General features: G+C 54.7%; 25 protein-coding genes. 10 read left to right on the top strand and 15 right to left on the bottom strand.

Features of this window, described 5'->3' with window-relative positions:
* Positions 1-210: 210 nt before the first annotated feature.
* Positions 211-1,101, top strand: coding sequence for a 50S ribosomal protein L11 methyltransferase (prmA, locus tag J2T37_RS00565; RefSeq protein ID WP_253353242.1), 891 nt, complete (start codon positions 211-213; stop codon positions 1,099-1,101).
* Positions 1,102-1,191: 90 nt separating this feature from the next.
* Here prmA and J2T37_RS00560 read toward each other — a convergent pair whose 3' ends face one another.
* Positions 1,192-2,970 carry an extracellular solute-binding protein gene (locus J2T37_RS00560; RefSeq protein ID WP_253353241.1) on the bottom strand — a complete coding sequence of 593 codons (1,779 nt, stop codon included), beginning with the start codon at positions 2,968-2,970 and terminating at the stop codon, positions 1,192-1,194.
* A 76-nt stretch (positions 2,971-3,046) separates the two neighbouring features.
* On the bottom strand, positions 3,047-4,288 hold the full coding sequence (locus tag J2T37_RS00555; RefSeq protein ID WP_253353240.1) for a YihY family inner membrane protein: 1,242 nt from the start codon (positions 4,286-4,288) through the stop codon (positions 3,047-3,049).
* A gap of 78 nt (positions 4,289-4,366) precedes the next feature.
* On the opposite strand from J2T37_RS00555, the gene wrbA reads away from it, so the two are divergent.
* The 5 genes from wrbA to J2T37_RS00530 all read left to right on the top strand — a co-directional run bounded on the left by wrbA (position 4,367) and on the right by J2T37_RS00530 (position 8,310).
* A complete protein-coding gene (gene wrbA, locus J2T37_RS00550) occupies positions 4,367-4,972 on the top strand; it encodes an NAD(P)H:quinone oxidoreductase (RefSeq protein WP_253353239.1) in 606 nt (201 codons plus the stop codon).
* A gap of 250 nt (positions 4,973-5,222) precedes the next feature.
* A complete protein-coding gene (locus tag J2T37_RS00545) occupies positions 5,223-5,525 on the top strand; it encodes an ArsR/SmtB family transcription factor (RefSeq protein WP_253353238.1) in 303 nt (100 codons plus the stop codon).
* A gap of 114 nt (positions 5,526-5,639) precedes the next feature.
* Positions 5,640-6,410 (top strand): exodeoxyribonuclease III, encoded by a 771-nt coding sequence (gene xth / locus J2T37_RS00540; RefSeq protein WP_253353237.1) that lies wholly within the window; start codon positions 5,640-5,642, stop codon positions 6,408-6,410.
* A gap of 207 nt (positions 6,411-6,617) precedes the next feature.
* On the top strand, positions 6,618-8,042 hold the full coding sequence (locus tag J2T37_RS00535) for a sulfatase-like hydrolase/transferase (RefSeq protein ID WP_253353236.1): 1,425 nt from the start codon (positions 6,618-6,620) through the stop codon (positions 8,040-8,042).
* A 25-nt stretch (positions 8,043-8,067) separates the two neighbouring features.
* The gene (locus tag J2T37_RS00530) at positions 8,068-8,310 is read left to right on the top strand and encodes a hypothetical protein (RefSeq protein ID WP_253353235.1); all 243 of its coding nucleotides are present in this window, start codon (positions 8,068-8,070) and stop codon (positions 8,308-8,310) included.
* Positions 8,311-8,413: 103 nt separating this feature from the next.
* On the opposite strand, the gene J2T37_RS00525 is transcribed toward J2T37_RS00530, so the two are convergent.
* The 8 genes from J2T37_RS00525 to J2T37_RS00490 all read right to left on the bottom strand — a co-directional run bounded on the left by J2T37_RS00525 (position 8,414) and on the right by J2T37_RS00490 (position 16,393).
* Positions 8,414-9,727, bottom strand: a complete 1,314-nt coding sequence (locus J2T37_RS00525) for an NCS2 family permease (RefSeq protein ID WP_253353234.1) — start codon at positions 9,725-9,727, stop codon at positions 8,414-8,416.
* Between the two features lie 171 nt (positions 9,728-9,898).
* Entirely contained in the window at positions 9,899-10,549 is a 651-nt protein-coding gene (locus J2T37_RS00520) for a site-2 protease family protein (RefSeq protein ID WP_253353233.1), read from the bottom strand.
* A gap of 281 nt (positions 10,550-10,830) precedes the next feature.
* Complete coding sequence (locus J2T37_RS00515; protein WP_253353232.1) at positions 10,831-11,844, bottom strand: MFS transporter; 1,014 nt, start codon at positions 11,842-11,844, stop codon at positions 10,831-10,833.
* On the bottom strand, positions 11,817-12,086 hold the full coding sequence (locus J2T37_RS00510) for an MFS transporter (protein ID WP_253353231.1): 270 nt from the start codon (positions 12,084-12,086) through the stop codon (positions 11,817-11,819). Before J2T37_RS00510 ends, J2T37_RS00515 begins: the two co-directional genes overlap by 28 nt.
* Positions 12,087-12,211: 125 nt before the next feature.
* Positions 12,212-12,832, bottom strand: a complete 621-nt coding sequence (locus J2T37_RS00505) for an L-threonylcarbamoyladenylate synthase (protein ID WP_253353230.1) — start codon at positions 12,830-12,832, stop codon at positions 12,212-12,214.
* Positions 12,833-12,965: 133 nt separating this feature from the next.
* The gene (locus J2T37_RS00500) at positions 12,966-14,018 is read right to left on the bottom strand and encodes a metallophosphoesterase (protein ID WP_253353229.1); all 1,053 of its coding nucleotides are present in this window, start codon (positions 14,016-14,018) and stop codon (positions 12,966-12,968) included.
* A gap of 114 nt (positions 14,019-14,132) precedes the next feature.
* On the bottom strand, positions 14,133-14,684 hold the full coding sequence (orn, locus tag J2T37_RS00495; RefSeq protein WP_253353228.1) for an oligoribonuclease: 552 nt from the start codon (positions 14,682-14,684) through the stop codon (positions 14,133-14,135).
* Positions 14,685-14,716: 32 nt separating this feature from the next.
* Positions 14,717-16,393, bottom strand: a complete 1,677-nt coding sequence (locus J2T37_RS00490; RefSeq protein ID WP_253353227.1) for a formate--tetrahydrofolate ligase — start codon at positions 16,391-16,393, stop codon at positions 14,717-14,719.
* A gap of 297 nt (positions 16,394-16,690) precedes the next feature.
* On the opposite strand from J2T37_RS00490, the gene J2T37_RS00485 reads away from it, so the two are divergent.
* The 3 genes from J2T37_RS00485 to J2T37_RS00475 all read left to right on the top strand — a co-directional run bounded on the left by J2T37_RS00485 (position 16,691) and on the right by J2T37_RS00475 (position 17,743).
* Complete coding sequence (locus tag J2T37_RS00485) at positions 16,691-17,125, top strand: EamA family transporter (RefSeq protein WP_253353226.1); 435 nt, start codon at positions 16,691-16,693, stop codon at positions 17,123-17,125.
* Positions 17,126-17,231: 106 nt separating this feature from the next.
* A complete protein-coding gene (locus J2T37_RS00480) occupies positions 17,232-17,483 on the top strand; it encodes a type II toxin-antitoxin system Phd/YefM family antitoxin (protein WP_253353225.1) in 252 nt (83 codons plus the stop codon).
* Positions 17,480-17,743 (top strand): Txe/YoeB family addiction module toxin, encoded by a 264-nt coding sequence (locus J2T37_RS00475; RefSeq protein ID WP_253353224.1) that lies wholly within the window; start codon positions 17,480-17,482, stop codon positions 17,741-17,743. The genes J2T37_RS00480 and J2T37_RS00475 overlap by 4 nt, the downstream gene beginning before the upstream one ends.
* A gap of 62 nt (positions 17,744-17,805) precedes the next feature.
* Here the strand turns inward: J2T37_RS00475 and J2T37_RS00470 are convergent, their stop codons facing one another.
* Together J2T37_RS00470 and dxs are read right to left on the bottom strand one after the other, a co-directional pair.
* Entirely contained in the window at positions 17,806-19,206 is a 1,401-nt protein-coding gene (locus J2T37_RS00470) for an L-serine ammonia-lyase (RefSeq protein ID WP_253353223.1), read from the bottom strand.
* A gap of 198 nt (positions 19,207-19,404) precedes the next feature.
* Positions 19,405-21,303 carry a 1-deoxy-D-xylulose-5-phosphate synthase gene (gene dxs / locus J2T37_RS00465; RefSeq protein WP_253353222.1) on the bottom strand — a complete coding sequence of 633 codons (1,899 nt, stop codon included), beginning with the start codon at positions 21,301-21,303 and terminating at the stop codon, positions 19,405-19,407.
* 219 nt (positions 21,304-21,522) lie between these two features.
* On the opposite strand from dxs, the gene J2T37_RS00460 reads away from it, so the two are divergent.
* Complete coding sequence (locus tag J2T37_RS00460) at positions 21,523-22,089, top strand: hypothetical protein (protein WP_253353221.1); 567 nt, start codon at positions 21,523-21,525, stop codon at positions 22,087-22,089.
* 56 nt (positions 22,090-22,145) lie between these two features.
* Here the strand turns inward: J2T37_RS00460 and J2T37_RS00455 are convergent, their stop codons facing one another.
* From J2T37_RS00455 to J2T37_RS00445, 3 genes are all read right to left on the bottom strand, one after another.
* Complete coding sequence (locus J2T37_RS00455) at positions 22,146-22,775, bottom strand: nuclease-related domain-containing protein (protein ID WP_437179427.1); 630 nt, start codon at positions 22,773-22,775, stop codon at positions 22,146-22,148.
* A 115-nt stretch (positions 22,776-22,890) separates the two neighbouring features.
* Positions 22,891-23,802, bottom strand: coding sequence for a tyrosine-type recombinase/integrase (locus J2T37_RS00450; RefSeq protein WP_253353219.1), 912 nt, complete (start codon positions 23,800-23,802; stop codon positions 22,891-22,893).
* A gap of 55 nt (positions 23,803-23,857) precedes the next feature.
* Entirely contained in the window at positions 23,858-24,286 is a 429-nt protein-coding gene (locus J2T37_RS00445; RefSeq protein ID WP_253353218.1) for an acyl-CoA thioesterase, read from the bottom strand.
* Positions 24,287-24,338 lie beyond the last annotated feature (52 nt).

Raw genomic sequence — 24,338 nt, 5'->3', positions numbered from 1 at the left:
CTTAACAGGCTGAAAAGGCCGTCTGAAATGTAGAACGATACCGTTTTTGCTTTTCAGACGGCCTTTGTCTGCGCAGCGGCATACCCGTTCCACCCTTGCTTTTCCCCAAACCAGCCTTATCTTAAAACATATAAGCCCAAACCATCCTTGCCGTCTGAAAACCGGTTGACCCGCTTTTTTCTGACGGCCTCAGCCAAAGAAAGACCCATTATGCCCTATCAACAGATTACCATCGCCGTCACCGACAACCTGGCCGAACGCCTCTCCGACGCCCTGATGGATCACGGCGCACTCTCCGCCGCCCTTGAAGACGCTTATGCCGGTACGGACAACGAGCAGGCCATCTTCGGCGAGCCGGGTATGCCGGCCGAGCAGATTTGGCACCAAAGCAAAATCATCGCCATCATCGCCAACGAAGACGAACCCGACACCATCGTCGCCCAAGCCTCCGCCGACTGCGGCTTTGACGAACCGCCGCCTTACAGCCGCGAGATTCTCGATGACCAAGACTGGGTACGCCTGACCCAATCCCAGTTTGACCCGATTCAGATTTCCAACCGCCTGTGGATTACCCCCTCTTGGCATGAAGCCCCCGATCCCGAAGCCGTCAATCTGCAACTCGACCCCGGTCTGGCGTTCGGCACCGGCAGCCATCCAACCACTCGCCTGTGCCTGCAATGGCTGGACAGCGAATTGAAAGGCGGCGAAAGCGTATTGGATTACGGCTGCGGCTCCGGCATTCTGACCATCGCCGCCCTGAAACTGGGCGCAGGCTCCGCCACCGGCGTGGACATCGACGAGCAGGCCATCAAATCCAGCAACGACAACGCCGCGCAAAACCAGGTCAACGCGCATTTTTACCTGCCCGATGCCCTGCCGGAAGGCCAATTTGATGTTGTCGTTGCCAACATCCTCGCCAACCCGCTGCGTATGCTGGGCGAAATGCTGGCCGGACGCACCAAACAAGGCGGCCGCATTGTCTTATCCGGCCTCTTAGACGAGCAAGTGGACGAACTGGGCAGAATTTACAGCCAATGGTTCAACATCGAACCGGCCGAAATCATCGACGGCTGGGCACGTTTGAGCGGTGTCAAACGCTAACCGTCCAAATCCTTGATTCTCTGAAAAGCAAAGGCCGTCTGAATTCAGACGGCCTTTGCTTTGTTGTAATCTCAATCCGAACATCAAACCCTATTTGCGCCAACCCGTACTCAACGCCCATTCGATTGGGCTGTAATACAGCGGCAGGGTTTGCGGCATACCCAAAGTATCGCGGTACACCACGCGGTATCTGTCGGCATACCAGTTGGGCACGACGATATATTGATGGCGTATCACGCGGTCAAGGGCGCGGGCGGATACGGTCAGCTCTTTGCGGCTGCTGAAATTCTCAAAGCGTTTGAGCAGGGTTTCCACCGCCGGTTGGCATACGCCCGCCCAGTTGCGGCTGCCATCGGTTTTGGCGGCGGCGCAGCCGAAATAGGCCGTCTGCTCGTTGCCCGGGCTGTCGGAATTGGCGTACACCACAATCGTCATATAAAAATCAAACGCGTTCATCCGCTTTTGGTACACCGCCGAATCCACCACGCGCACCGTCATGGTGACACCGATTTTCGCCAAATCGCGCTGCCATTTGGCGGTCACGCGCTCATAGGTTTTGCTCGGGCTGAGAAATTCAAACGCCAGCAGCTTGCCCTGTTTGTCCACCAATACGCCGTTTTGATAGCGGTAACCGGCCTGCAACAGCAAAGCGCGCGCTTTAAGCAAGTTCGGGCGCACGCCGGTTTGCGGATTGACCACCGGCGGCTCGGGCACGTTTTGCGTGAACACGGCACTCGGCAGCTGTGTGCGCACCGTGTTCAGCAAGGCCAGCTCCGCGCCCTGCGGTTTGCCGCTTGCCGCCATCGGGCTGTTGGTAAAAAAGCTGTTGCTGCGGCGGTAGAGGCCGTAAAACAGGCGGCTGTTGGTGCTTTCAAAATCGAAACTTTCCACCATCGCCTGCCGCACGCGGATGTCGTCAAACGGCTTTCTGCGCAGGTTCATCACAAAGCCCTGCATACCGGCGGCGCTGTGGTGCACCCATTCGTGTTTGGACAAACCGCGCTTTTGCAACACGGCGGCGGGATAAGCGCGCGCCCAGTTGCGGGCGACGTTTTCCTGCATAAAATCGTATTGGCCGCCCTTGATGCCTTCAATTCGCACGCTGTCGTCTTTGTAATATTTGAAGCGCACGGTATCGAAGTTATAGCGCCCTTTGCGCACGGGCAGATTCTGCGCCCAATAATGCTTATCGCGGCGGTATTCGCTCATGCGCCCGCTCTCTGCCTTGCCGAAACGGTACGGCCCCGAGCCGATGGGCAATTTGTCCGCGCCCGCCACCAAACCTTTAGGGTAGCTTTTGTGCGAAAACACTTGCAGTTCGCCCAAAATCAGCGGCAGCTCGGCATTGCGCTTTTTAAAGTGGAAGACGACCGTGCGCGGCGCGGGGGTTTCCACCTTCACCACATCCGCCCAATAAAAGCGGTACATCGGCGAGGCAGCTTTGTCTTGCGTTAAGGTGTTAAACGAAGCCGCCACGTCTTTGGCCAACACCGGATCACCGTTGTGAAAACGCGCTTTAGGGTTGAGTTTAAAGGTTACGGAAAGGCCGTCTGAAGCCACGGCAATGTCTTCGGCCAGCAGGCCGTACACGGCAAAAGGCTCGTCCCAGCTTTTTTCCGTCAGCGTGTCCAGCATCAGCGATACGCCTGCTTCGTGATCGCCTTTGAGGGTAAACGGATTGAGCGTATCGAAGCCGCCCTGCATGGGCAGGGTAAACGTGCCGCCCTTCGGGGCATTCGGATTGGCGTAGCGAAATGCGGTAAAACCGGCCGGATACTGCGGCGTCTGCCCCAAACCTATGCCGTGGGCGGCGTAGGCTGAGGCGCTGAGTGCGGCAAGTAGGGCGAAAAAGAATAAACGGAAATTCATGGTAGAAAATAAGAAGGCGGAACAAAAGGGATTATATAACAAGGCCGTCTGAAAACAGCCTCGGAATCATTGGTTTTCAGACGGCCTTATCGCCGCCTTTCAGCTGCCGTTTCGCATGTTGGCTGAATTCCGCCAGCGACATATCCAGCGCGTTCAGACACGGCTGCATAATGGTGTTCACCGCCTCATTGACCTGATCCTGCCCCGCCGCTGCCGGACGGTAAACAAACAATTTAAACAGCTCCGCCACCTCAATGGCGTCCGCGCCGGTTTTCAACACCCAGCCCTGTTTGCCGTTATACACATAGCCGTGCCGCGCCAATTTTTCCAGCAGTTCGCCCAATTCGTCGTAGCCCATATTGATATGCCGTCTGAACGCCTGAACCGGCAAGGCTTTGCCGTTTTGCTGCGCATCGTCTAAGAGCAGCAGGATTTTCAACACATCGTCAAAACGCCCGCGCGAATCAAAGCTGCGGCGGAACGCCTCGCCCTGCCAATATGACAGCGACGAAGTTAGCACCGCCCCAGCCAGTATCAGCGACCACAGCAGATTGAGCCACAACAGGAAAAACGGCACGGCGGCAAACGCGCCGTAAATCGAGGTGTAGCCGTTGAACCGCCCCATATACCAGGCAAACAGCGCCCGCGCCACTTCCAGACACAGCGCCGTCACAAACGCTCCCGCCAGCGCCTGCCGCGCCGGAACGAAGCGGTTGGGCACAAAGCGGTACAGCGCCCACAATAGCAGCGTGCTAAACAGCAGAGACGCGCCCATACGCAGCCATTCGGCCAGTTCAGGCGAAGTCTGCTCCAAACCGCTGCTGCCCAGCGCCCCTATCATCAGCGACACGCCGATACCCAGCGACAGCGGCCCGAAGGTCAACAGCGCCCAATACACCAAAAACTGCATGAGCAGCGGGCGGCGGGTCGAAACGCGCCAAATGCGGTTAAACGTATTATCAATGGTCTGAATCAACATCAGCGAGGTAAACAGCAACATCACGCTGCCGATGGCCGTCAGCCCCTTGGCCTTGGCCTGAAACGCGCTGATGTAGTCAAACACCATGTCCGCACCCTGCGGCACGATGGTGCGGTTGACGAATTTGACAAAAGTATCCGACCATTCGTCAAACACCGGAAAGGCCGACGCCACCACCACGGTCACGGTCAATACCGGCACCAGCGCCAACAGCGTGGTAAACGTCAGGCTCGCCGCCACCTGCGGCACGCGCTCGTCGTTGAAGCGGCGGATGACAAACGCGGCAAAGCCCCAAATTTTTCCCTGTATCAAGGCTTGCCACCACTTTAAAAACAGCATAATCTTGCCCCTGTATTATTGGTTGGTTGGGTTATCAACCCAACCCACCCTTTTATTCCATTTTAACGGAATCCCCGCATGAACCCAAATCCCTTGAAAATCCTCGTTTTGTTTTACACGCAACACGGCGGCACGCTCAACCTTGCCCGCCAAATCGCACGCGGTATCGAGAGCGTGGCCGGTTGCGAAGCCGTCTTGCGCACCGTACCGAAAGTTTCTGCCGTGTGCGAAGCGGTGGAAGACAGCATTCCCGAGCATGGTGCGCCGTATGCCAGCGCCGAAGATTTGAAAACCTGCGCCGCGCTTGCCTTAGGCAGTCCGACCCGTTTCGGCAACATGGCCGCCGCCGTGAAATATTTTCTCGACGGCACCATCGCGCAATGGCTGGGCGCGGAATTGTCCGGCAAACCCGCCGCCGTATTTACCAGCAGCAGTTCGCAACACGGCGGGCAGGAGTCCACCTTGCTCAGCATGATGCTGCCCCTGCTGCACCACGGCATGATTATCAGCGGCATTCCCTTCAGCGAAGCCGCCCTCAGCCACACCGCCGGTGGCGGAACGCCCTACGGCGCGTCGCACGTCAGCGGCAGCGACGGCAAAGCGGCATTGACCGCCGAAGAAGCAGAGCTGGCCTTTGCCCAAGGCCGCCGTTTGGCAGAATTGGCCGTCAAGCTCAACGCCTGAGCGCAGGCCGTCTGAAAAATGCAGCTTTTCAGACGGCCTTATCCCATCTTTCGCAAAGCAAATTAATATCATTAAAAACTTCATCAATAACAATAATTTACGCTATTTTATTTCTTAACACATTCCCATTTTCCCGTATCGGGTAAACTCCAATATTAGCTAAACGGTTGAAAAACCATACAAACGGCGAAAGAGAATCACTCTCTTCCATCCAAGCCGATAACAAATGCCGCTTTTTCCGAGATACACCATGCCCGAACACACCCTCAGCAACCAACGTCTTTCCACCATCCTCAAAATGATAGCCAAGCCCGAGCGCATGGCGATTTTGTTTTTACTGCTCGACAGCGACGCCAATTTAGACGAACTCGTCGCCGCCACCGGCCAATCCCCCACCGTGGTTTCCACCCATCTGGCCAAACTGCGCAGCGAAAAAATCATCAGCTACACCCGTTACCACCGCGTCATCGAATACCATTTGGAATCCGCCGAAACCACCGCCATCCTGCGCACCCTGCGCACGCTGCAAACCCAAGGCGGGCAGGCGGCCTGATAGCGGTTTCGCCCAATCCCGATACGCATTTAATGCTAAAATAGCGCGGTTTGCCTATAAACCGCGCTATTACCGTTTTCAGACGGCCTAACATCTCACACACACGGAAGTCCCATGAAAATCACCACTTGGAACGTCAATTCCCTCAACGTGCGCCTGCCACAGGTGCAAAACTGGCTGGCGCAACACCAGCCCGATGTTTTGGTCTTGCAGGAATTAAAGCTCGACCAAGACAAATTTCCCGCCGCCGCCCTGCAAATGATGGGCTGGCATTGCGCTTGGAGCGGCCAAAAAACCTACAACGGCGTGGCCGTTATCAGCCGCACGCCCGCGCAAGACATCCACACCGGCCTGCCCGCCCTGCCCGACGACCCGCAACGGCGCGTGATTGCCGCCACGGTAAACGGCGTGCGCGTGATTAATGTTTACTGCGTCAACGGTGAAGCGCTCGACAGCCCGAAATTCCAGTATAAAAAAGAATGGTTTGCCGCGCTGACCGAATTTGTGCGCAACGAGCTGACCCGCCATGAAAAATTGGTATTGCTGGGCGATTTCAACATCGCCCCTGCCGACGCCGACTGCTACGACCCGGAAAAATGGCACGAAAAAATCCACTGCTCCAGCGAAGAGCGCCGCTGGTTTCAAAACCTGCTCGATTTGGGCTTGACCGACAGCCTGCGCCAAATCCACCCCGAAGGCGCGTTTTACACTTGGTTTGATTATCGCGGCGCCATGTTCCAACGCAAACTCGGCCTGCGTATCGACCATGCCTTAATCAGCCCCGCGCTATCGGCCGTTTTAAGCGACGTACAGGTGGATTTGGAAGCACGCGCCGAAGAGCGTCCCAGCGACCATGCGCCGGTCACGGCGGTGTTTGATTTGTAATCCTGTTCTTTTTTGGCACAAAGACCGTCTGAAATTCAGTTTTCAGACGGCCTTTGCATATTCATTTAAAATATAGTAAACTTCCCGAAAATTTCAAACAATAACTCTCTTTTACACTTCTCAATCCTGTTTTCCGCTGCGCCAATTCTCCTTAGTGATTAAAAATATAACGGCGCGATTCTGAAGTTATTTTTTCTACACATTACAATGAACATCTCCCGTCTGCTACAACAGGAATTCACTTTTCCTGCTCTCTCTAAACGCTATATCGTTGCTGCCCTGTCTATTATCGCGTTGCCCAACCTCGTCTTCTGGGCGTTGTCCTATTTTACCGAAACGGCGCGTCCTATCTTAAATTTGGATTACCTACCCGTTTCCGTATTGCTGACGCTGCCTTGGAAATGGAATAAGTGGCTAGCTGTTTTTATCTTTTGGATTGCTTTGCTGTTTGATGTATTGGTTTTTGTTATCCAACTGTTCCCTTTTATGGATTTGGCAGGCGCAATCTATTTATCACGTTTTTTACCCGCTGCCCCAACAATTTATAAAATTATGTTGGCCGTATTAGCGGTTTATTTTGTGGCCATGCCTTTAGCGCTGCAAAAAATTGGCCGCAGCGCCGATTTTTTCCACGTATTGGCACTTTCCAGTATTCTTGCTATCGCCGCTTTTTTTACCGGCCATCTGCGTTACCACGAACATCCCAATCAGGGCACAATGTTTGGCGGGGACAATTACTTTTACGGTCATAGCCAAATCTCAAAATACCTCGATATTCAAAACGGCGCTTTCTTGCAAGCAGCTCACACTGACCCTGTTTTCCAACCGCTGAAATTCCAACAGGCTACCGCTCATTTGCAGCAGCCCCGTTCCAATAAAGTTTTGTTCATCATCAATGAATCATGGGGGCAAACGCAAAATCAATCCTTGCAGGATGGCATCTTAGAAAAATTACGATCACAAAGCGGCCGCTTCGATTACTGGCAGCAAGGACATTTCCCCTTTGTCGGCGCAACGGTTGAAGGTGAAATGCGTGAGCTATGCAGCACAGGGGGACATGGTTTTGCATTACGCCGTCTGCCGTCTGAAAAATTTGCTCATTGCCTGCCCAATCAATTCAAACAGGCAGGTTATGTCACTTATGCCTTGCATGGTGCCAGCAGCCAGATGTATGACCGCTTCAGTTGGTATAAAAAAGCAGGTTTCCAATATTTCGACTCTGCTGAAAACCTGCCTGAGTTGCCCCGTTGCAATGCATTTAACGGTATTTGCGATTCTGCTCTATTTGAGCGTATTGCACAAACCTTTGCCCAGCATGACAAACTATTCTTCCATTGGATGACACTAACCACCCACTCAGACTATCCGGAAGAAGATTTGACCAACCGCCGTCTGAACTGTAACCAATATGGCGTCAAAGACAATGCCGTCCTATGCCGCAATTTCAAACTCCAAACCCAATTTTTCGACGGTTTGGCCGATTTGGTCAGCCGCCCTGAGATGGCTGGGGTGGAAGTCTTGGTGGTAGGCGACCATACGCCGCCGACCACCAATTTGGGCGAAGTATTCAAGTATATGGAGAAAGGCAATGTGGCTTGGGTACATTTCAAGGTAAAAGATGCCGACCGCTGACTGCAAAATATAGAATCGGATAGACATGCGCTTTTTTGCTACATCCGCCGACCTGACTCCCGCAAGCATTTTAATTGGCTACCTGCTGTTTTCGTTGTATTACAAATGGCTGCTGTCATGGGGCGGAGCGGAAAAAATCCATCACTACCGATGGCTTGCATGGTTATTCGGCGATTGGACGGTTGAGCAAATCCGTTTTTACGCGCTACTGGTGTGGATTGCGGCAACCGCAGCCACGCTTGCCGTGTTGGTGAGCGCAATCAGATAAACGATATGCCTAAACCATAAATCCATATGGTTTAGCCTGAAAAAAATGCCGTCTGAAAATTTTTCAGACGGCATTTTTTGTTGAGTTAGAAAGCTTCAAACGCTTACGCACCCAAATACCAGAATTTCGCTGCCCACAATACGGCCACAATCCACACCATCGGCGGCACTTCTTTGGCGCGGCCACACAGCAGTTTCACCAGCGCGTAGCTGATAAAGCCCATCGCGATACCGTCGGCAATCGAGTAGGCAAACGGCATAAAGACGATGGTCAGGAAGGCAGGCGCGGCTTCGGTGATGTCGTCCCAGTCGATTTCAGTGGCGCTGCGCAGCATTTGCGTGCCGACATACAAGAGCGCGGGCGCGGTGGCAAACGCGGGTACGCTTTGCGCCAGCGGCGAGAAAATCAGACAGGCCAACATCAATACGCCCACGGTCACGGCGGTCAGGCCGGTGCGTCCGCCTGCGGCAACGCCCGCCGCACTTTCCACATACGGCGTGGTCGAAGACGTACCCAGCGCCGCGCCCGCCACAATCGCGGTAGAGTCGGCCAACAATGCGCGTTTCAGGCGCGGCAGTTTGCCGTCCACCAGCAAACCGGCTCGGTGGGACACGCCGACCAGCGTACCGGTAGAGTCAAACAAGTCCACCAAAAAAAACACAAAAATTACGCTAACCATGCTGACGGTAAACAAGTCTTTGAAATCCATCTGCATAAACGTCGGCGCAATGCTCGGCACGGTACCGACCACGCCTTTAAATTCGCTCAAACCCATCAGCGCGGAAATCACGGTCAGCGCCAAAATGGTGATGATAATCGAGCCTTTCACGCGGTAATGCTCCAATACTACCACCAGCACGAAACCGGCCAAAGCCAGCAGCGCAGCGGGTTGGTGCACATCGCCCATGCCGACCAAAGTGGCCGGATTATCGACAATAATACCCGCGCCTTTCAAGGCAATCAGAGCCAAAAACAGGCCGATACCGGCGGCAATCGACATTTTCAGGCTCATCGGCAGCGCGTTAACCAGCATTTCGCGGATTTTAAACAGGCTGAAAACGATAAAAATCAGGCCGGACATAAACACCGCACCCAAAGCCACCTGCCACGGCACGCCCATGCCTTTGACCACAGCGTAGGTAAAATAAGCGTTCAAGCCCATACCCGGCGCCAGCGCAATCGGATAATTGCCGACAAAGCCCATCACAAAACAGCCGATGGCGGCGGCGATACAGGTGGCGACAAACACCGCCCCCACATCCATGCCCGCCTCGCCCAAGGTCAGCGGATTGACGATGATGATGTAACACATGGTCAGGAAGGTAGTCAGCCCCGCCATAATTTCCGTGCGCACGGTGGTACCGCTCTCGCGCAGGTGGAACAGGCGTTCTAACAAACTCGGATTGGAAGTATTCATTGTTCTCTTCGTTAACGGGAAAAAATTTCGGTCAACATTATACTAAAATCCGCAAAATTTACGCAAAAATCCGTCATCATCCGGCTTGCGCACGAATTTTTCAGGCGTTACTGACGGTAACATACAACAAAGGCCGTCTGAAATTCAGACGGCCTCTTTTGGCTGTTTTACTTAATAGAACAGCTGCGCAAACGCCGTTACCAGCGACAAAATGCCGAACACAAACGGCTGCATAATCGCGCCCAATAAGCCGCTAATCAGCAAGAGCAAAATAATCCATGTGCCGTAAGGCTCGATTTTGCGGAACTGCATAGACGCTTTGGCGGGCAGAAAGCTATCGACAAAACGGCCTCCGTCGAGCGGCAGCACCGGAATCATGTTCAGCACAAACAACACCGCGTTAATCAACACGCCGTAAGACGCCATTTTCGACAGCGGATACTGGAACGATTCGGGCACATGCGGCGCAACGGCAAACAATATGCCCCAAATAAACGCCATAATTAAATTAGACAAAGGCCCGGCAATCGCCACCATGCGCCAACCGAGACGCATATTGCGGAAATTGCGCGGCACAATCGGCACGGGTTTCGCCCAGCCAAACAAAAACGGCGTCAGCATAAAGGTTAGAATCGGCACGATAATCGTACCCACCAAATCAATATGCGCCAAGGGATTGAGCGTCAGCCGCCCCATCTGCTCGGCGGTGTGGTCGCCCCAATACCGCGCCGCATAGCCGTGCGCCGCTTCATGCACGGTAATCGCCAGCAATACCGGCAACACGGCCAATAAAAATACGCCTAAATCAAAGTTTTGAAACATGGTTTTCCTTTTTTGGGAGAGATTTTAGCTTCGCTGAAACGCTAAAACTCATTTTAGCTCCGCTGAAACTCGTAAAACTCGTTTTCAGACGGCCTTGTCTGATGGTGGCAAAGGCCGTCTGAAAATATCAGATGTAGGGTGTTTGGCGTAGCCTCACACGCGGTTTTCAATATCCGGTTATATAGAAAGATTGGGAATTTGCTATTGAATTGCCACCATTATAGCTTAAACCCGCCGTCTGAAAAATCAAGCGGTTCAACCGTTTTCAGACGGCCTTTTGCCTATACCCCGCGTGTTGGTTTTCCCGCCTGCGCCACCGCTTCATCAAAGTTATCCACCCGCCGCAGCGGAACGAAACGGTACATAATCCAGCCCACCACGCCGAGGGTAAACAGGCTGCCGGCCACCGCCGTCGGCACCGCGCCCAGCCAGCGTGCCGACAGGCCGGCGCGGAATTCGCCCAATTCGTTGGACGAGCTGATAAACAGCATATTCACCGCGCTGACCCGTCCGCGCAGATGGTCGGGCGTGGCCAACTGGATGAGCGAACCCCGGATATTGACGCTAACCATATCGCAAGCCCCGGCAAACGCCAACGCAGCAAAACTGAGCCAAAACGAGGAAGACAGCGCAAACACCAAGTTTGCCGCGCCAAACAGCGCCACCGCCGCAAACATGGTTTTGCCCACCGCTTTGCAAATCGGAAAGCGCGTCAGATACAGCCCCGTCGCCACCTCGCCCACCGCCATCGCACTGCGCAACAGTCCCAAACCCTCCGCGCCGACGTGCAACACTTCCGCCGCGTAAATCGGCAGCAACGCCACCACGCCGCCGAGCAAAACGGCAAACAAATCCAGTGAAATCGCACCCAATACAATCGGCTGCGACCAGATAAACCGCCCGCCCTCACGAAAACGCGCCCATACGGTCGAAACGGAAAAGCGTTCCAACACCTTTTCCTGACGGGCATACAGCAGTTTCACTTTCGGCAGCGGCAGCAGAGCCAATAGAAAAAATCCGGCGCACACCAGATAGGAAAAGCCGCCGCCCACGCCATACAGCAGCCCGCCGCTGACCGGCCCCAAAATCGTGGCGATTTTCATCAACGTGCTGTTGGTGGCCAGCGACTGCGGCAACTTGGCGCGCGGCACAATCTGCGGCAGCAGGCTCTGCAACACGGGATTGATAAACGAGCGCACCGCGCCGAACACCATCAAAACAGCGTAATACCACGGCACATATTCTTTACCGCCCAGCGTCAGCAACATCAGCGACAGGCTGCACAGACACGCCACAGGCCGCACGCCAACACGAGCTTGCGGTTGAAACGGTCGGCCACATCGCCCGCCACCGGCAGACACAACACCATCGGCACAAACTGCGCCAGCCCGACGTAAGCCAGCGCCATCGGGTCGCGCGTCAGGTCGTACAAGTGCCACGCCACGACAATGGCCTGAATCTGAATGGCAAACACGGTAAACAGCCGCGTGATGAGAAACGGCAGAAAACCGGCCTGCTTGAGAATGGGGAATTTCATCAACTTCTTTTAAACTTATTTTTCAAAAACAATTTCAGACGGCATAGGCCGTCTGAAAAATATCGAGAACCAACAGAAAATGAGACTACATGCATAGGGGGGAACTTCAACCCACACATCGTCTTTTACAACCCAAACAAAGCCTTATCACCCTTACCTTCGCGCACCAGTTCCACGCCGTCGGTCATGTCGATAACGGTGGTCGGCTCGGTGCCGCACCAGCCGCCGTCAATCACCAAATCCACACTATGCTCCAAGCGGTCACGGATTTCGTAGGGATCGGTCAGCGGCTCGTCGTCTTCGGGTAACATCAGCGTGCAGCTCAACATCGGTTCGCCCAATTCGGCCAGCAGCGCCAATGCGATTTTGTTGTCAGGCACGCGCAGGCCGATGGTTTTGCGTTTCGGGTGCAGCGTGCGGTTGGGCACTTCCTTGGTCGCCTGCAAGATAAAGGTATAGCTGCCCGGGGTGGCGGCTTTGAGCTGGCGGAACTGGCTGTTGTCCACTTTGGCGTAAGTGCCCAGTTCGCTCAAATCGCCGCACATCAGGGTCAGGTGGTGGCGCTGGTCGATGTGGCGGATACGCAGAATGCGCTCCATCGCGTCTTTGTTGCCGAGCTGGCAACCCAGCGCGTAGCAGGAGTCGGTGGGGTAAACAATCACACCGCCGCCGCGCACAATATCGGCGGCCTGCTTAATCAGGCGGTCTTGCGGATTGTCGGGGTGGATGGCGTAGCATTGGGCCATGATTTGAGTCCTTTATTTAATATCATGATTTTATTTGAAACGTATTGTAAAACCGATGGCTAGAAAACACAAAAGGCCGTCTGAAAAATAGGCGCAAACGGTTTTTCAGACGGCCTGTCTGCCTTAACACAAGCTACTCCGTTACCAACACATCGCCCTTATCCGTGACCAACACCTTTTCCGGCCAGCGCAGCGCGGCGAGGCGGAACATTTCGGGGCGGTATTTTTCGGGATATTTGCGCACGCGCCAATTTGCGCCTATGGAAAAATCCACGCAAAACACGTTTTTCTTCGCGCCCAGCCAAGCCCCCGGCTGTTTGGGGAATAGGTTGCGTTCGGCGGCAATCATGGCAGGCGACGGCTGCCAAGCGCGCCAGTAGTGGCCGATAATCACAGGCACGTCTTCCTGATATTGGTTCCACCACGGGCAGCGCTGCGTGCCGCGCCAGCGCCCGCCCGCATAAAAGGCTTCCGCCGCCATTTCCTCCACGCCGCTGGTAAGGGCGCGGATGTGGTGGTTGCGGCTGCGCTGGAAATCGTATTGCGCCGTTGCCCGCATGGGCGGCGGCGGACGGGTCGGGTCTTCAGCTGCGGCGGCGTATTGTTTTTGCTCATTCAGATAATCCACATACCACGAGGCCGTCTGAAGTTCGCGCGTTAATTCGTCATCAAAACGCTGATACATGGCCACCAAACCTTCGCCCTGCGCCGCATTTAAAGCGGCAAAGGTGTGTGGCAGCCAAGCGGCGTGCACCATGCGCACATCGGCGCGTTCCAAAATCAAGGGCTGCTGCGCCAGCCAATGCAGCAAATCCGCCTTGTCCGCCTCCGCCGCCCGCTGCCACGGCGCATATTGCGCCGCGTCTTTTTGCGCACGGCTGTCGAAAAACCAGCCAGAGCCGTCTTTTTTGTCCCCCGCCAGAATATTCAATTCGTGATTGCCCAACACGGCATAGGCGTAACCCTTCTCCTGCGCCTGTTTTACCCACGACAATACCGCCGGACTGTCCGGCCCGCGGTCGCACAAATCGCCGACAAACACCAGCCGCCGCCCCTCGGGATGGAAACCGTCGTCGCGGTAGCCGAGGCGGGAAAGCAGCGTTTGCAGCGCGGCAAATTCGCCGTGGACATCGCCGATAATATCTAAGGGTGTATCGGGAAGGGTTTGGCGGTAGCGGTAGGTCATAGGCGGAAATCAAGGTAGGTTGGGTTGCAACCCAACACGGTGGCGGTTAAACGATTGTTGGGTTTTCCCGAAAACGGGATTTCCGTTGGTCATAACCCAACCTACAACACGGCATTACTGCGGCAGTTTCAAAAAATGGTCGCGGTAATAGCGCATTTCTTCAATACTCTCCAAAATATCGTCCAGCGCCTGATGCGAGCCGCGCTTGACCACGCCTTTGGCCACGGCGGGATGCCAGCGTTTGGCCAGCTCTTTGAGGGTGGATACATCCAGATTGCGGTAGTGGAAATACGCTTCCAAACGCGGCATGTATTTGAGCATAAAGCGGCGGTCTTGATGGATGGTATTGCCGCACATGGGCGAGGCTTTTTCCGGAATCCACTCGGCCATAAAATCCAGCAGCTTCTGCTCCACTTCGGCTTCGGTATATTTTGATTCGCGCACGCGCTGGGTTAAGCCGGTACGCCCGTGGGTGGCGGTGTTCCACTCATCCATCGCGTTCAGCACTTCATCGCTTTGGTGGACGGCATACACTTCCGACTGCGACAAGACATTCAAATCTTGGTCGGTAATAATCATCGCCACTTCGATAATGCGGTCGGTTTCGGGATTCAGGCCGGTCATTTCCATATCCAGCCAGCAGAGGTTGTTTGCGTTTTGGGTCATTTTCAGACGGCCTTTAGACATTACTTCACACTTTAGAACAAACCGTGAATCACGCCATTCTCATCCACATCAATCTTCTCGGCAGCCGGTACTTTCGGCAGACCCGGCATTTTCATCATGTTGCCGCACAGGGCAACGATAAAGCCGGCACCGTTGGAGACGGTAATGCCACGGATATGGATGGTGAAGCCTTCGGGACGGCCGAGCAGTTTGGCGTTGTCGCTCAATGAATATTGGGTTTTCGCCATGCAGATCGGCAGTTTGTCCAAGCCCAGTTTTTCCAACGAAGCGATTTCCGCGCTGGCTTCGGCGGAAAATTCCACATCGGCCGCGCCGTAGATTTTTTGCGCGATGGCACGGATTTTGTTGGGGATGGTCTCGTTGACATCATAGGCAAACTGGAAGTTGTTCGGCTGGGTGTCGATGGCTTTGACGACTTTTTGCGCCAAATCCGCGCCGCCCGCGCCGCCTTTGCCCCATACTTCGGTCAGCGACACTTCCACGCCGTGTTCGGCGCAGGCTTTTTGAATCATCTCCAATTCGGCATCGGTGTCGGAAACGAAGCGGTTGAGCGCCACCACCACCGGCAGGCCGAATACGTTTTTCAGGTTGGTGATGTGTTTCAACAGGTTCGGCAAACCTTTGGACAAGGCATCCAAGTTTTCTTCGCCCAAATTGGCGCGTTCCACGCCGCCGTTGTATTTCAAGGCGCGCACAGTCGCCACCACCACGGCGGCATCCGGTTTCAATTCGGCCAAACAGCATTTGATGTCGCAGAATTTTTCCGCGCCCAAGTCTGCGCCGAAACCGGCTTCGGTCACGGCATAGTCGGCCAAATGTTTCGCCAAACAGGTGGCGGTTACAGAGTTACAGCCGTGGGCGATATTGGCAAACGGGCCGCCGTGGACAAATGCCGGCGTACCTTCGATGGTTTGCACCAGGTTCGGTTTGAGCGCGTCTTTGAGCAAGGCCGCCATCGCGCCGTTGGCTTTCAAATCTTTGGCGTAAACCGGATTGCCTTCTTTGGTGTAAGCCACCAAAATATTGCCCAAACGCTCTTTCAGGTCGGTAATGTCTTTGGCCAGGCAGAACACGGCCATCACTTCGGAAGCCACGGTAATGTCGAAACCGTCGGGACGGATTACGCCGTCAACGGATTTGCCCAAACCGTCGATGATGTTGCGCAGTTGGCGGTCGTTCATATCGACCACGCGACGCCACAAGACGCGTTTGGGGTCGATATTCAAGGTGTTGCCTTGATAGATATGGTTATCCAGCATGGCGGCCAAGAGGTTGTTGGCCGCGCCGATGGCATGGAAGTCGCCGGTAAAATGCAGGTTGATGTCTTCCATCGGCAATACTTGCGCATAACCGCCGCCGGCCGCGCCGCCTTTCACACCGAACACCGGGCCGAGCGACGGCTCGCGCAGGGCGATGGCGGAATCTTTACCGATATGGCGCAACGCATCGGCCAAACCGATAGTTACAGTGGTTTTACCCTCGCCGGCGGGGGTCGGGTTAATCGCGGTTACCAGAATCAGACGGCCTTGTTTTTTCGGTAGTTTGAACGCCTCTGCCGGATTGATTTTCGCCTTATAATGGCCATAAGGCTCAATATTATCGGCATTCAAGCCCAGTTTGGCCGCAATTTCACCAATCGGGCGCATGGTGGAAGATTGGGCAATTTCAGCATCGGTTTTAAAGCTCATGTCGGTCTCCTGTCAAAGTTAAGATAAACGGCCAAAAGCCTACTGCACACTACCGAACGACTGGATTCGGTATCAAATTAAATCTAATATTGAATATATTATAGCGGTTATGAGAACAAATCGCAGCAAAATCCGATGAATTTTTCAACTTTCAGGCCGTCTGAAAAATAAAATGTAGCCTAATGTAGTACTTACGCAAAACGCCTTGCCGCCCGACATGCATTCGCGGATGCCGACAACGCGCCGACAAGCCGTTTGACCGTTTCAACCACTTTACTTTCCATTAGGAGAACCGATATGACTACTTCCCAACCCTGGCTGATTTGGGCGATTGCCTCCGCCTTTTTCGCTGCCCTCACCGCCATTTTTGCCAAAATGGGCTTGCCGGGCATTGATTCCGATTTTGCCACCTTTATCCGCACGCTCGTCATCCTCGCCGCGCTGGTCTTGTTTCTGACCTACACCGGCAAATGGCAGGGCGTAGGCAGTTTCAGCGGCCGCAACTGGACATTCCTTATCCTATCCGGCCTCGCCACCGGCGCGTCTTGGCTGGCCTATTTCAAAGCGCTGCAACTGGGCAACGCCTCGCAAGTCGCCCCTGTGGACAAATTTAGCTTAGTCTTGGTGGCGCTGATGGCAGTAATATTTTTGGACGAACGCCCTAGCGCGCAGGAATGGATAGGCTTGGGACTGGTCACGGCGGGGGTATTGACGTTGGCGCTGAAACGGTAACAAAAATGCCGTCTGAAAACTTTAGTATCACAAGCCAAAATTTTCAGACGGCCTTGACAAAAAATACCCTATTTTGTACATTATCCCGTACAAGAAAGGAATAACCATGTACGCCCTACACACCTCTGATTTCCGCAAAAATCTCGCCGCCACACTCGACCGCGTGGCCGACAATGCCGAGCCGGTGCTGATTACCCGCAGCGGCGCGTCTGCCGCCGTCTTGCTCGATATCAATGAATACAATGCCCTGATGGAAACTGCTTATCTGTTGTCCAATCCCGTCATGGCCGCACGTTTGGCCAAAGGCATTGCCGATGTGGGAGCGGGTCGTGCCGCCGTGCGGGAATTGGTCGAATGATACTGCACTTTACCGATGATGCTTGGGCGGATTACCAATATTGGCTGCAAACCGATAAAGCTGTTTTGAAACGGATTAACACGCTGATTAAAGATATGCAGTGCAATCCGTTTGACGGTATCGGCAAACCCGAGCCGCTGCGCCACAGCTTGGCGGGCTATTACAGCCGCCGTATCAATCAGGAACACCGCATTGTCTATCGCGCCGATGAAAGCGGCATTTGGCTGATTGCCTTGCGCTTTCATTACACCGCCGAATAAAAAAGGCCGTCTGAAAACTTCACGTTTTTCAGACGGCCTTTTTTATCTTTATCAGGCAACCATCAGCATTCCACCACCCTTACCGATACCGGCACCGGTTTTTTCTGCCAAGTCACCGCCAGCCCTGCCAGCGAGGTTTCTTTGTAGGTGGCTTTCATGTCGCGGCCGGTTTCCAGCATGGTTTGGATAACGGCATCGAGCGAGACTTTTTTGTCCGTGCCGTCTTCCAGCAGCGCCAAGGTTGCCAGCTTGAGGGCTTTTTCGGCGGCAATGCCGTTGCGCTCGATACAGGGAATCTGCACCAGACCGCCGACGGGGTCGCAGGTCAGGCCGAGGTGGTGTTCCATCGCCATTTCGGCGGCGTTTTCCACCTGCTTGGGCGTGCCGCCGATGACCTCTGCGTAGCCCCCTGCCGCCATCGAGCAGGCCACGCCGACTTCGCCTTGGCAGCCGACATCGGCGCCGGAAATCGAGGCGTTGGTTTTATACAGAATGCCGATGGCGCCTGCGGTAAGCAGGAAATTTTCCACCCGCGCTTGGGTAGCGTGGGGATTGAATTTGCGGAAATAGTGCAACACCGAGGGGATAATCCCCGCCGCGCCATTGGTCGGGGCGGTCACCACGCGGCCGCCGACGGCGTTTTCTTCGTTAACCGCCATTGCATACACCATCGGCCATAATTGGGTATTGACCATTTCGGTTTCGCGCAGGGCTTTGAGTTTGGCCGCCAGCTGCGGCGCGCGGCGGCGCACATGCAGGCCGCCCGGCAGCTCGCCGTCGGCGCCCAAACCGCGACGGATACAGCCTCCCATAGTCTCGGCCACCTGCGCCACACGGCGACGCACTTCTTCTTCGCTGCACGCGCCCAGCACGGCTTCATTGGCCAGCACCACTTCGGAAATGCTCATCTGGTTCAGACGGCATTGCGCCAGTAATTCAGCGCAGCTGTTGTAGGGATACGGCACTTCGGCGCTGGTTTCGTTTTCCTGCCCGAAGGCTTCGTCGGTCACGATAAAACCGCCGCCCACCGAATAATAAACTTGTTCTTTCAGTATATTGCCGTCTGAATCGTAGGCAAAGAAACGCAGGCCGTTGGGGTGTTTGGGCAACACTTTGTCGCCCAACACCAGCAAATCCTGCTCGGTGTTGAACACCATTTCGCGGCCATTGAGATACAGCTTATGGTCGTTGCGGATACGCGCCAGACGCTGCGGGATGTCGGCCAAGGGAATATCGTGCGGCAGGCTGCCTTCCAAACCGAGCAAAATCGCGTCAAACGTGCCGTGTCCGATGCCCGTCAGCGCGAGCGAGCCGTAGGTTTCGGCAACAATGCGGGCGGTTTGATTGCTGAGGTTTTCGGCGGCAAGCTGGTCGGCAAAGGCAGCGGCGGCTTTCATCGGGCCGACGGTATGCGAGCTGGACGGGCCGATACCGATTTTGAAAATATCGAAAATGCTGATCATGGGTCGTTCCTTTTTGGCTTGAGCGGCGTTGTTATTATTGGGAAGCGTACTTTTATGGTTTGACCGCAGACAACCGGGCGCGTTACCCTGCGGCATGTTTTCACTATCATACCAAAAAAGCCGTCTGAAAAGGTTGAAAAGATAAACCTTTTTCAGACGGCCTTGATACGGGCGCAAGCGCATACGGATTCAAACCGCTTAAAACCGCGCCACCCAATCTTGAATCCGCTGCCGCAGCGCCCCGGCGCTCAAGCCCAAATCGTCCAACAATTTTTCCGGCGCACCGTGTTCGGTCACTGTATCGGCCACGCCCAAGACCAATACGGGCTTGCAGATATTGTGTTTGGTCAATACTTCCAACACCGCGCTGCCCGCGCCGCCCTGCCCGGCGTTTTCTTCGGCGGTCACCAAATAATCATGCGACTGCGCCAATTCGAGAATCAAATCTTCATCCAGCGGTTTGACAAAGCGCATATCGGCAACGCTGGCATTCAAGGCTTCGGCGGCCTGCAATGCGGGCTGCACCATGCTGCCGAACGCCATCAGCGCGATTTTTTCTCCTTGGCGGCGCAAAATGCCTTTGCCGACGGCCACCGTTTCGAGGCCGTCTGAAACCGCCGCGCCGCAACCCGTACCGCGCGGATAACGCACCACGGTCGGCGCGTCGAGCCGGTAACAGGTAGAGAGCAGTAAGCGGCATTCGCTTTCGTCGCTCGGCGCGGCAATCACCATATTCGGAATGCAGCGCAAAAAGCTCAAATCATACAAACCGGCGTGGGTCGGGCCGTCTGCGCCGACAATACCGGCGCGGTCAACGGCAAACAATACCGGCAGGTTTTGCAGCGCGACATCGTGCACCAGCTGGTCGTAGGCGCGTTGCAGGAAAGTGGAATAAATCGCCACCACCGGTTTCAAACCTTCGCAGGCCAAGCCGCCGGCAAAGGTTACGGCGTGCTGCTCGGCAATGCCGACATCAAAATAGCGCTCGGGAAACTTTTGTTCAAATTCCACCAGCCCGCTGCCCTCGCGCATGGCGGGGGTAATCGCCACCAGCCGCGTATCGGCGGCGGCCTGATCGCACAACCATTGCCCGAAAATCTGGGTATAGGTCGGCTTGGGCGCTGCGGGGGTTTCCGGCGCATTGGCGGCGCTGCCGTCTTGATTCGGCAGCTTGGACACGGCGTGGTATTTGACCGGATCGTTTTCTGCCAGCTTGTAGCCATTGCCTTTTTTGGTAATCACATGCAAGAGCTGCGGCCCTTTTTTGCCGCGCAATTCGGTTAACACATCGACCAATTCTTCGACATCATGCCCGTCCACCGGGCCCGTGTAACCGAAACCGAAGTTTTCAAACAGCGACAGTGACTGCTTCACATGATCGGCTTCATTAGCCAAACTCTTGATTTTATGCTCGACTTTTTGTGCAATCTCCATCGCGCCGGGCAATTTGTCCAATACCTTGCCCGTTTGCGCCTTGATGGTGCTCAACACGCCACGCATTTCACGCACGGCGTTGCTCGCCAAATATTTAGGCAACGCACCGACATTGGGGGAAATCGACATTTCGTTGTCGTTGAGAATCACCAGCAAATCCACATCAGTATCACCGGCGCAGTTGAGCGCTTCAAACGCCTGCCCTGCTGTCATCGCGCCGTCGCCGATAATCGCCACGCTGCGGTGGCCGTTGTCCAACAATTTATCCGCCACCGCCATGCCCAAAGCCGCGCCGATGGAGGTAGAAGAATGCCCCACACCGAAAGCGTCGTATTCGGATTCGCTGCGCTTGGGAAAACCGGCCAAACCGCCATATTGACGCATGGTGTGCATACGGTTTTTGCGGCCGGTAAGGATTTTGTGCGGATAGCTTTGATGGCCGACATCCCACACCAGCTTGTCTTCGGGCGTGTGGTACACATAATGCAGCGCCACTGTCAGCTCGACCGCGCCGAGGTTGCTGGCGAAATGGCCGCCGGTTTGCCCGACCGATTCCAACAGAAATCCGCGCAACTCGGCCGCCAGCTGCGGTAGTTGGTCTTTATCCAGGCGGCGCAATGCCTGCGGGGTATCGGTGACATCCAGTAATGGGGTGTGGCTCATAATCTGTTCTTTGTTATATGCGGTCATGCGATGGGCAATTATAGCAAGATTGGCTTGGCTCTGTGGACAAATTCCCCGTGCTGCCCGATTTGGCGACAAAAGGCCGTCTGAAGACTGTCTGAAAAAGGCCGCCCGCGTTTCAGACGGCCTGCGCCCTTTTACCTCATAACCGCTTCGTGCTACACTGCCCGTTATTCCGTTTCAACACAAAGTGTCTGTATGTCATTGACAAAACTGATGTTCCCCCTCTCCGTGGCGCTGCTTTTGGCCGCCTGCGGACAAGACAAAACCGAACCGGCCGCTTCTGCGCCCGCTTCCGCCCCCGCCGCACAAACCGCGTCGGCCGCCTCCGATACCCTGCCCGCCAACTTAAACGCTTCGGCGGCTTCTGACACCGCCGCTTCCGACGCAGCCGCCTCATCCGCCGCCCCCGCCAACCTCGGCGGCAAACTGGCGGATTTGAACCAAGCCAAATGGCAGGCTTACACCTGCGCCGAAGGCGGCAAAATCGAAGTGCGCTACTACGCCAGCAAAGCCGGCCCGTCGGCACAAGTCAAATTCAAAGGCGCAACCTTTACCGCGCCTTACAGCCCCGAATTGAGCGACGAAGACTTGAGCGCCTTCAGCAACGGCGAGCAGACTTGGACCATTGGCAACGAGTTTGAAACCGATTTCTATAAGGAAAGCAACGGCTTCCTCGTGCGCCACGAGCAGCTCGAAGGCATGGGCGAAGAAGGGATTGTGGATAATCTGCTGGTGCAGGATTGCAGCCCGGTTGGGAAATAATCTTTGATTAAAACGAATAAGGCCGTCTGAAAACTAATTTTCAGACGGCCTTTTCATTATCGGCGTTGCTGTAACATTTGTTTGTGCGCCTGACGTTTTCCCCTATCCGCCTGATATTGCGCTTGCGATAAAATATTTGTCATTCTTTGTATTTCATTCGGATTTAAAATTTTCTCCTGAAAACTGCCGATATATCTTCCAGCTTGTTTCAGACGGCCGACTTGCGGCGGCATGTCTGTTTTGAATTCGCAATCGCCAACAAAAACCACAACCGAATGAAAACAGGACTCGGATACACCCAATAATAATGCCAATGCTTTGATATGGGCATAGTTTTGCCGCAAAGGGTTCTGAAAACTGGATTTTTTATGGTAAACCACCTGCGTCCATCTGGCTTGCTTTTCACTGCCGTAAATCCAGCCGGTATAGTTTTTGGTTTCCACCACAAAAATGCCGTAAGGAGAAAGATACAGGTGGTCGATTTGGGTTGTCTGATGGCGATAGGGAATAATCAAATCATGGAAAGGCTGATAAATCGCCTCATCCAGCATGTTATCCAATCCGTTTTTCACCGCCTGTTCGCCCATCCATCCCTTTACCGTCGGCCGCTTCAAAAAGGCCAACAGCAGAATAATCGGGATCATCCACCAAACGGTTTTCAAGCCGTTAAGAATGCCCGCCACCATCATTTCGGTGATACTCATCTTACTATCCCCTTTATCATTATTTTAAAAGGAATAATTTAATACCATATAAATAAAAAAGCAAGGCCGTCTGAAATTTCAGACGGCCTTGCCCTATTCACTTCTGCCGTTTCGCCCTCGGATGGGCTTCGTCATACACCCGTGCCACATGGTCGAAGTCCAGCTTGGTGTAAATCTGCGTGGTGGCAAGGTTGCTGTGTCCCAGCAACTCCTGCACGGCGCGGATGTTACGCGAGGCTTGCAAGAGGTGGGTGGCGTAGCTGTGGCGCAGCATGTGCGGCGAGATATGCTGGCCGCTGCCGTGCAAATCCGCCCAATGTTGCAGGCGTTTTTGGATTTGGCGCGCGCCGAGGCGTTTGCCGGTCTGTCCGGTAAACAGCGCGGTTTCGTCCGCTGCGGCGGCGCGGTGCGGCAGATAGGCGCGGATGGCTTCTATGCTTTTCCTCACCAGGGGCACTTGCCGCTGCTTGCCGCCCTTGCCCCTGACCGTTACCCAGCCTTCATCGAGCAACACATCATCCAAATTCAGGGCGCACACTTCGCTCAGTCGCAGGCCGCTGCCGTACAGCAGCTCGCTGACGGCGTAATCGCGCAAGGCTAAAGGTTCGTCGTCGCTGCCTTGGTCGAGCATATGGTTGAGCGGCTCTTGCTGCAAGGCTTTAGGCAGGTATTCCGGCGCTTTGGGCGCTTTCAGGTTGTGCACGGGGTCGGCGCTCAATTTTCCCTGCCGCAGCAGCCAGCCGCAATATTGCCGCCACACCGACAATTTACGCGCCAAACTGCGTTCGCTCAGCCCTTGCTGCGAGAGTTTTTTCAAGGCGGCGATAAAGTGGACGCGTGCCAATTCGGGCATTTCGCCGTTTTCAGACGGCATGACACGCGCATTGAGGATTTGGTTTAATTGGTTCAAATCGCGCTGATACGCCGCCACGGTATGCGCCGATTTGCCCTGCTGCTGCAAGGTCAAAAGATACGCCGCTTGAGTGTCGGTAAATTCGGATAACTGCATGTATTTAACTCTTTTTAGTACAAATGGCGGATTAAAAACCATCCTGCCGTTATTTTCAAACGGCCTGCAACGCAGTCTGCAAAGCCTGCGGCAAACGGCATACTTTCTGCGCGGCGTAATCAAAACACACCATGCCCGTCTGCACCCGCGCCAAACTTTTGCCGTCCTGCCGGCGCACGATATGGTACAGCAGGGCAAAGCCGCCTCTGCCGATGTCGGCCGCACCCATGTCGATACGCAAAGCGTCGGCATAATGCGCCTGCGCCAGATACTGTACCGCCGCGTCCGCCATAATCAGCCCAGCACCGCCCGCATTAAGTTCGCTCCAGCCGAGCGTATGCAGCCAGCGCATACGCGCTTCGTGACACAGGCGCAAAACGGCGTCGTTGCTCAAATGGTTGCCATAATTCAAATCACCAACCTGCACGGTCAAATCCGTGCTGAATAAAATCGTTTCGGGCAGGGGAACGGTAATGCGCGGCATGATGGGATTCCTTACAAGTCATAAATAAATTTCAGACGGCCTCAAGCAGATA

Source organism: Neisseria perflava (assembly GCF_024170405.1).
Lineage (GTDB): Bacteria > Pseudomonadota > Gammaproteobacteria > Burkholderiales > Neisseriaceae > Neisseria > Neisseria perflava_B.
The sequence above is the reverse complement of the archived record's forward strand: the minus strand, read 5'-3'. Positions and strand labels throughout refer to the sequence as shown.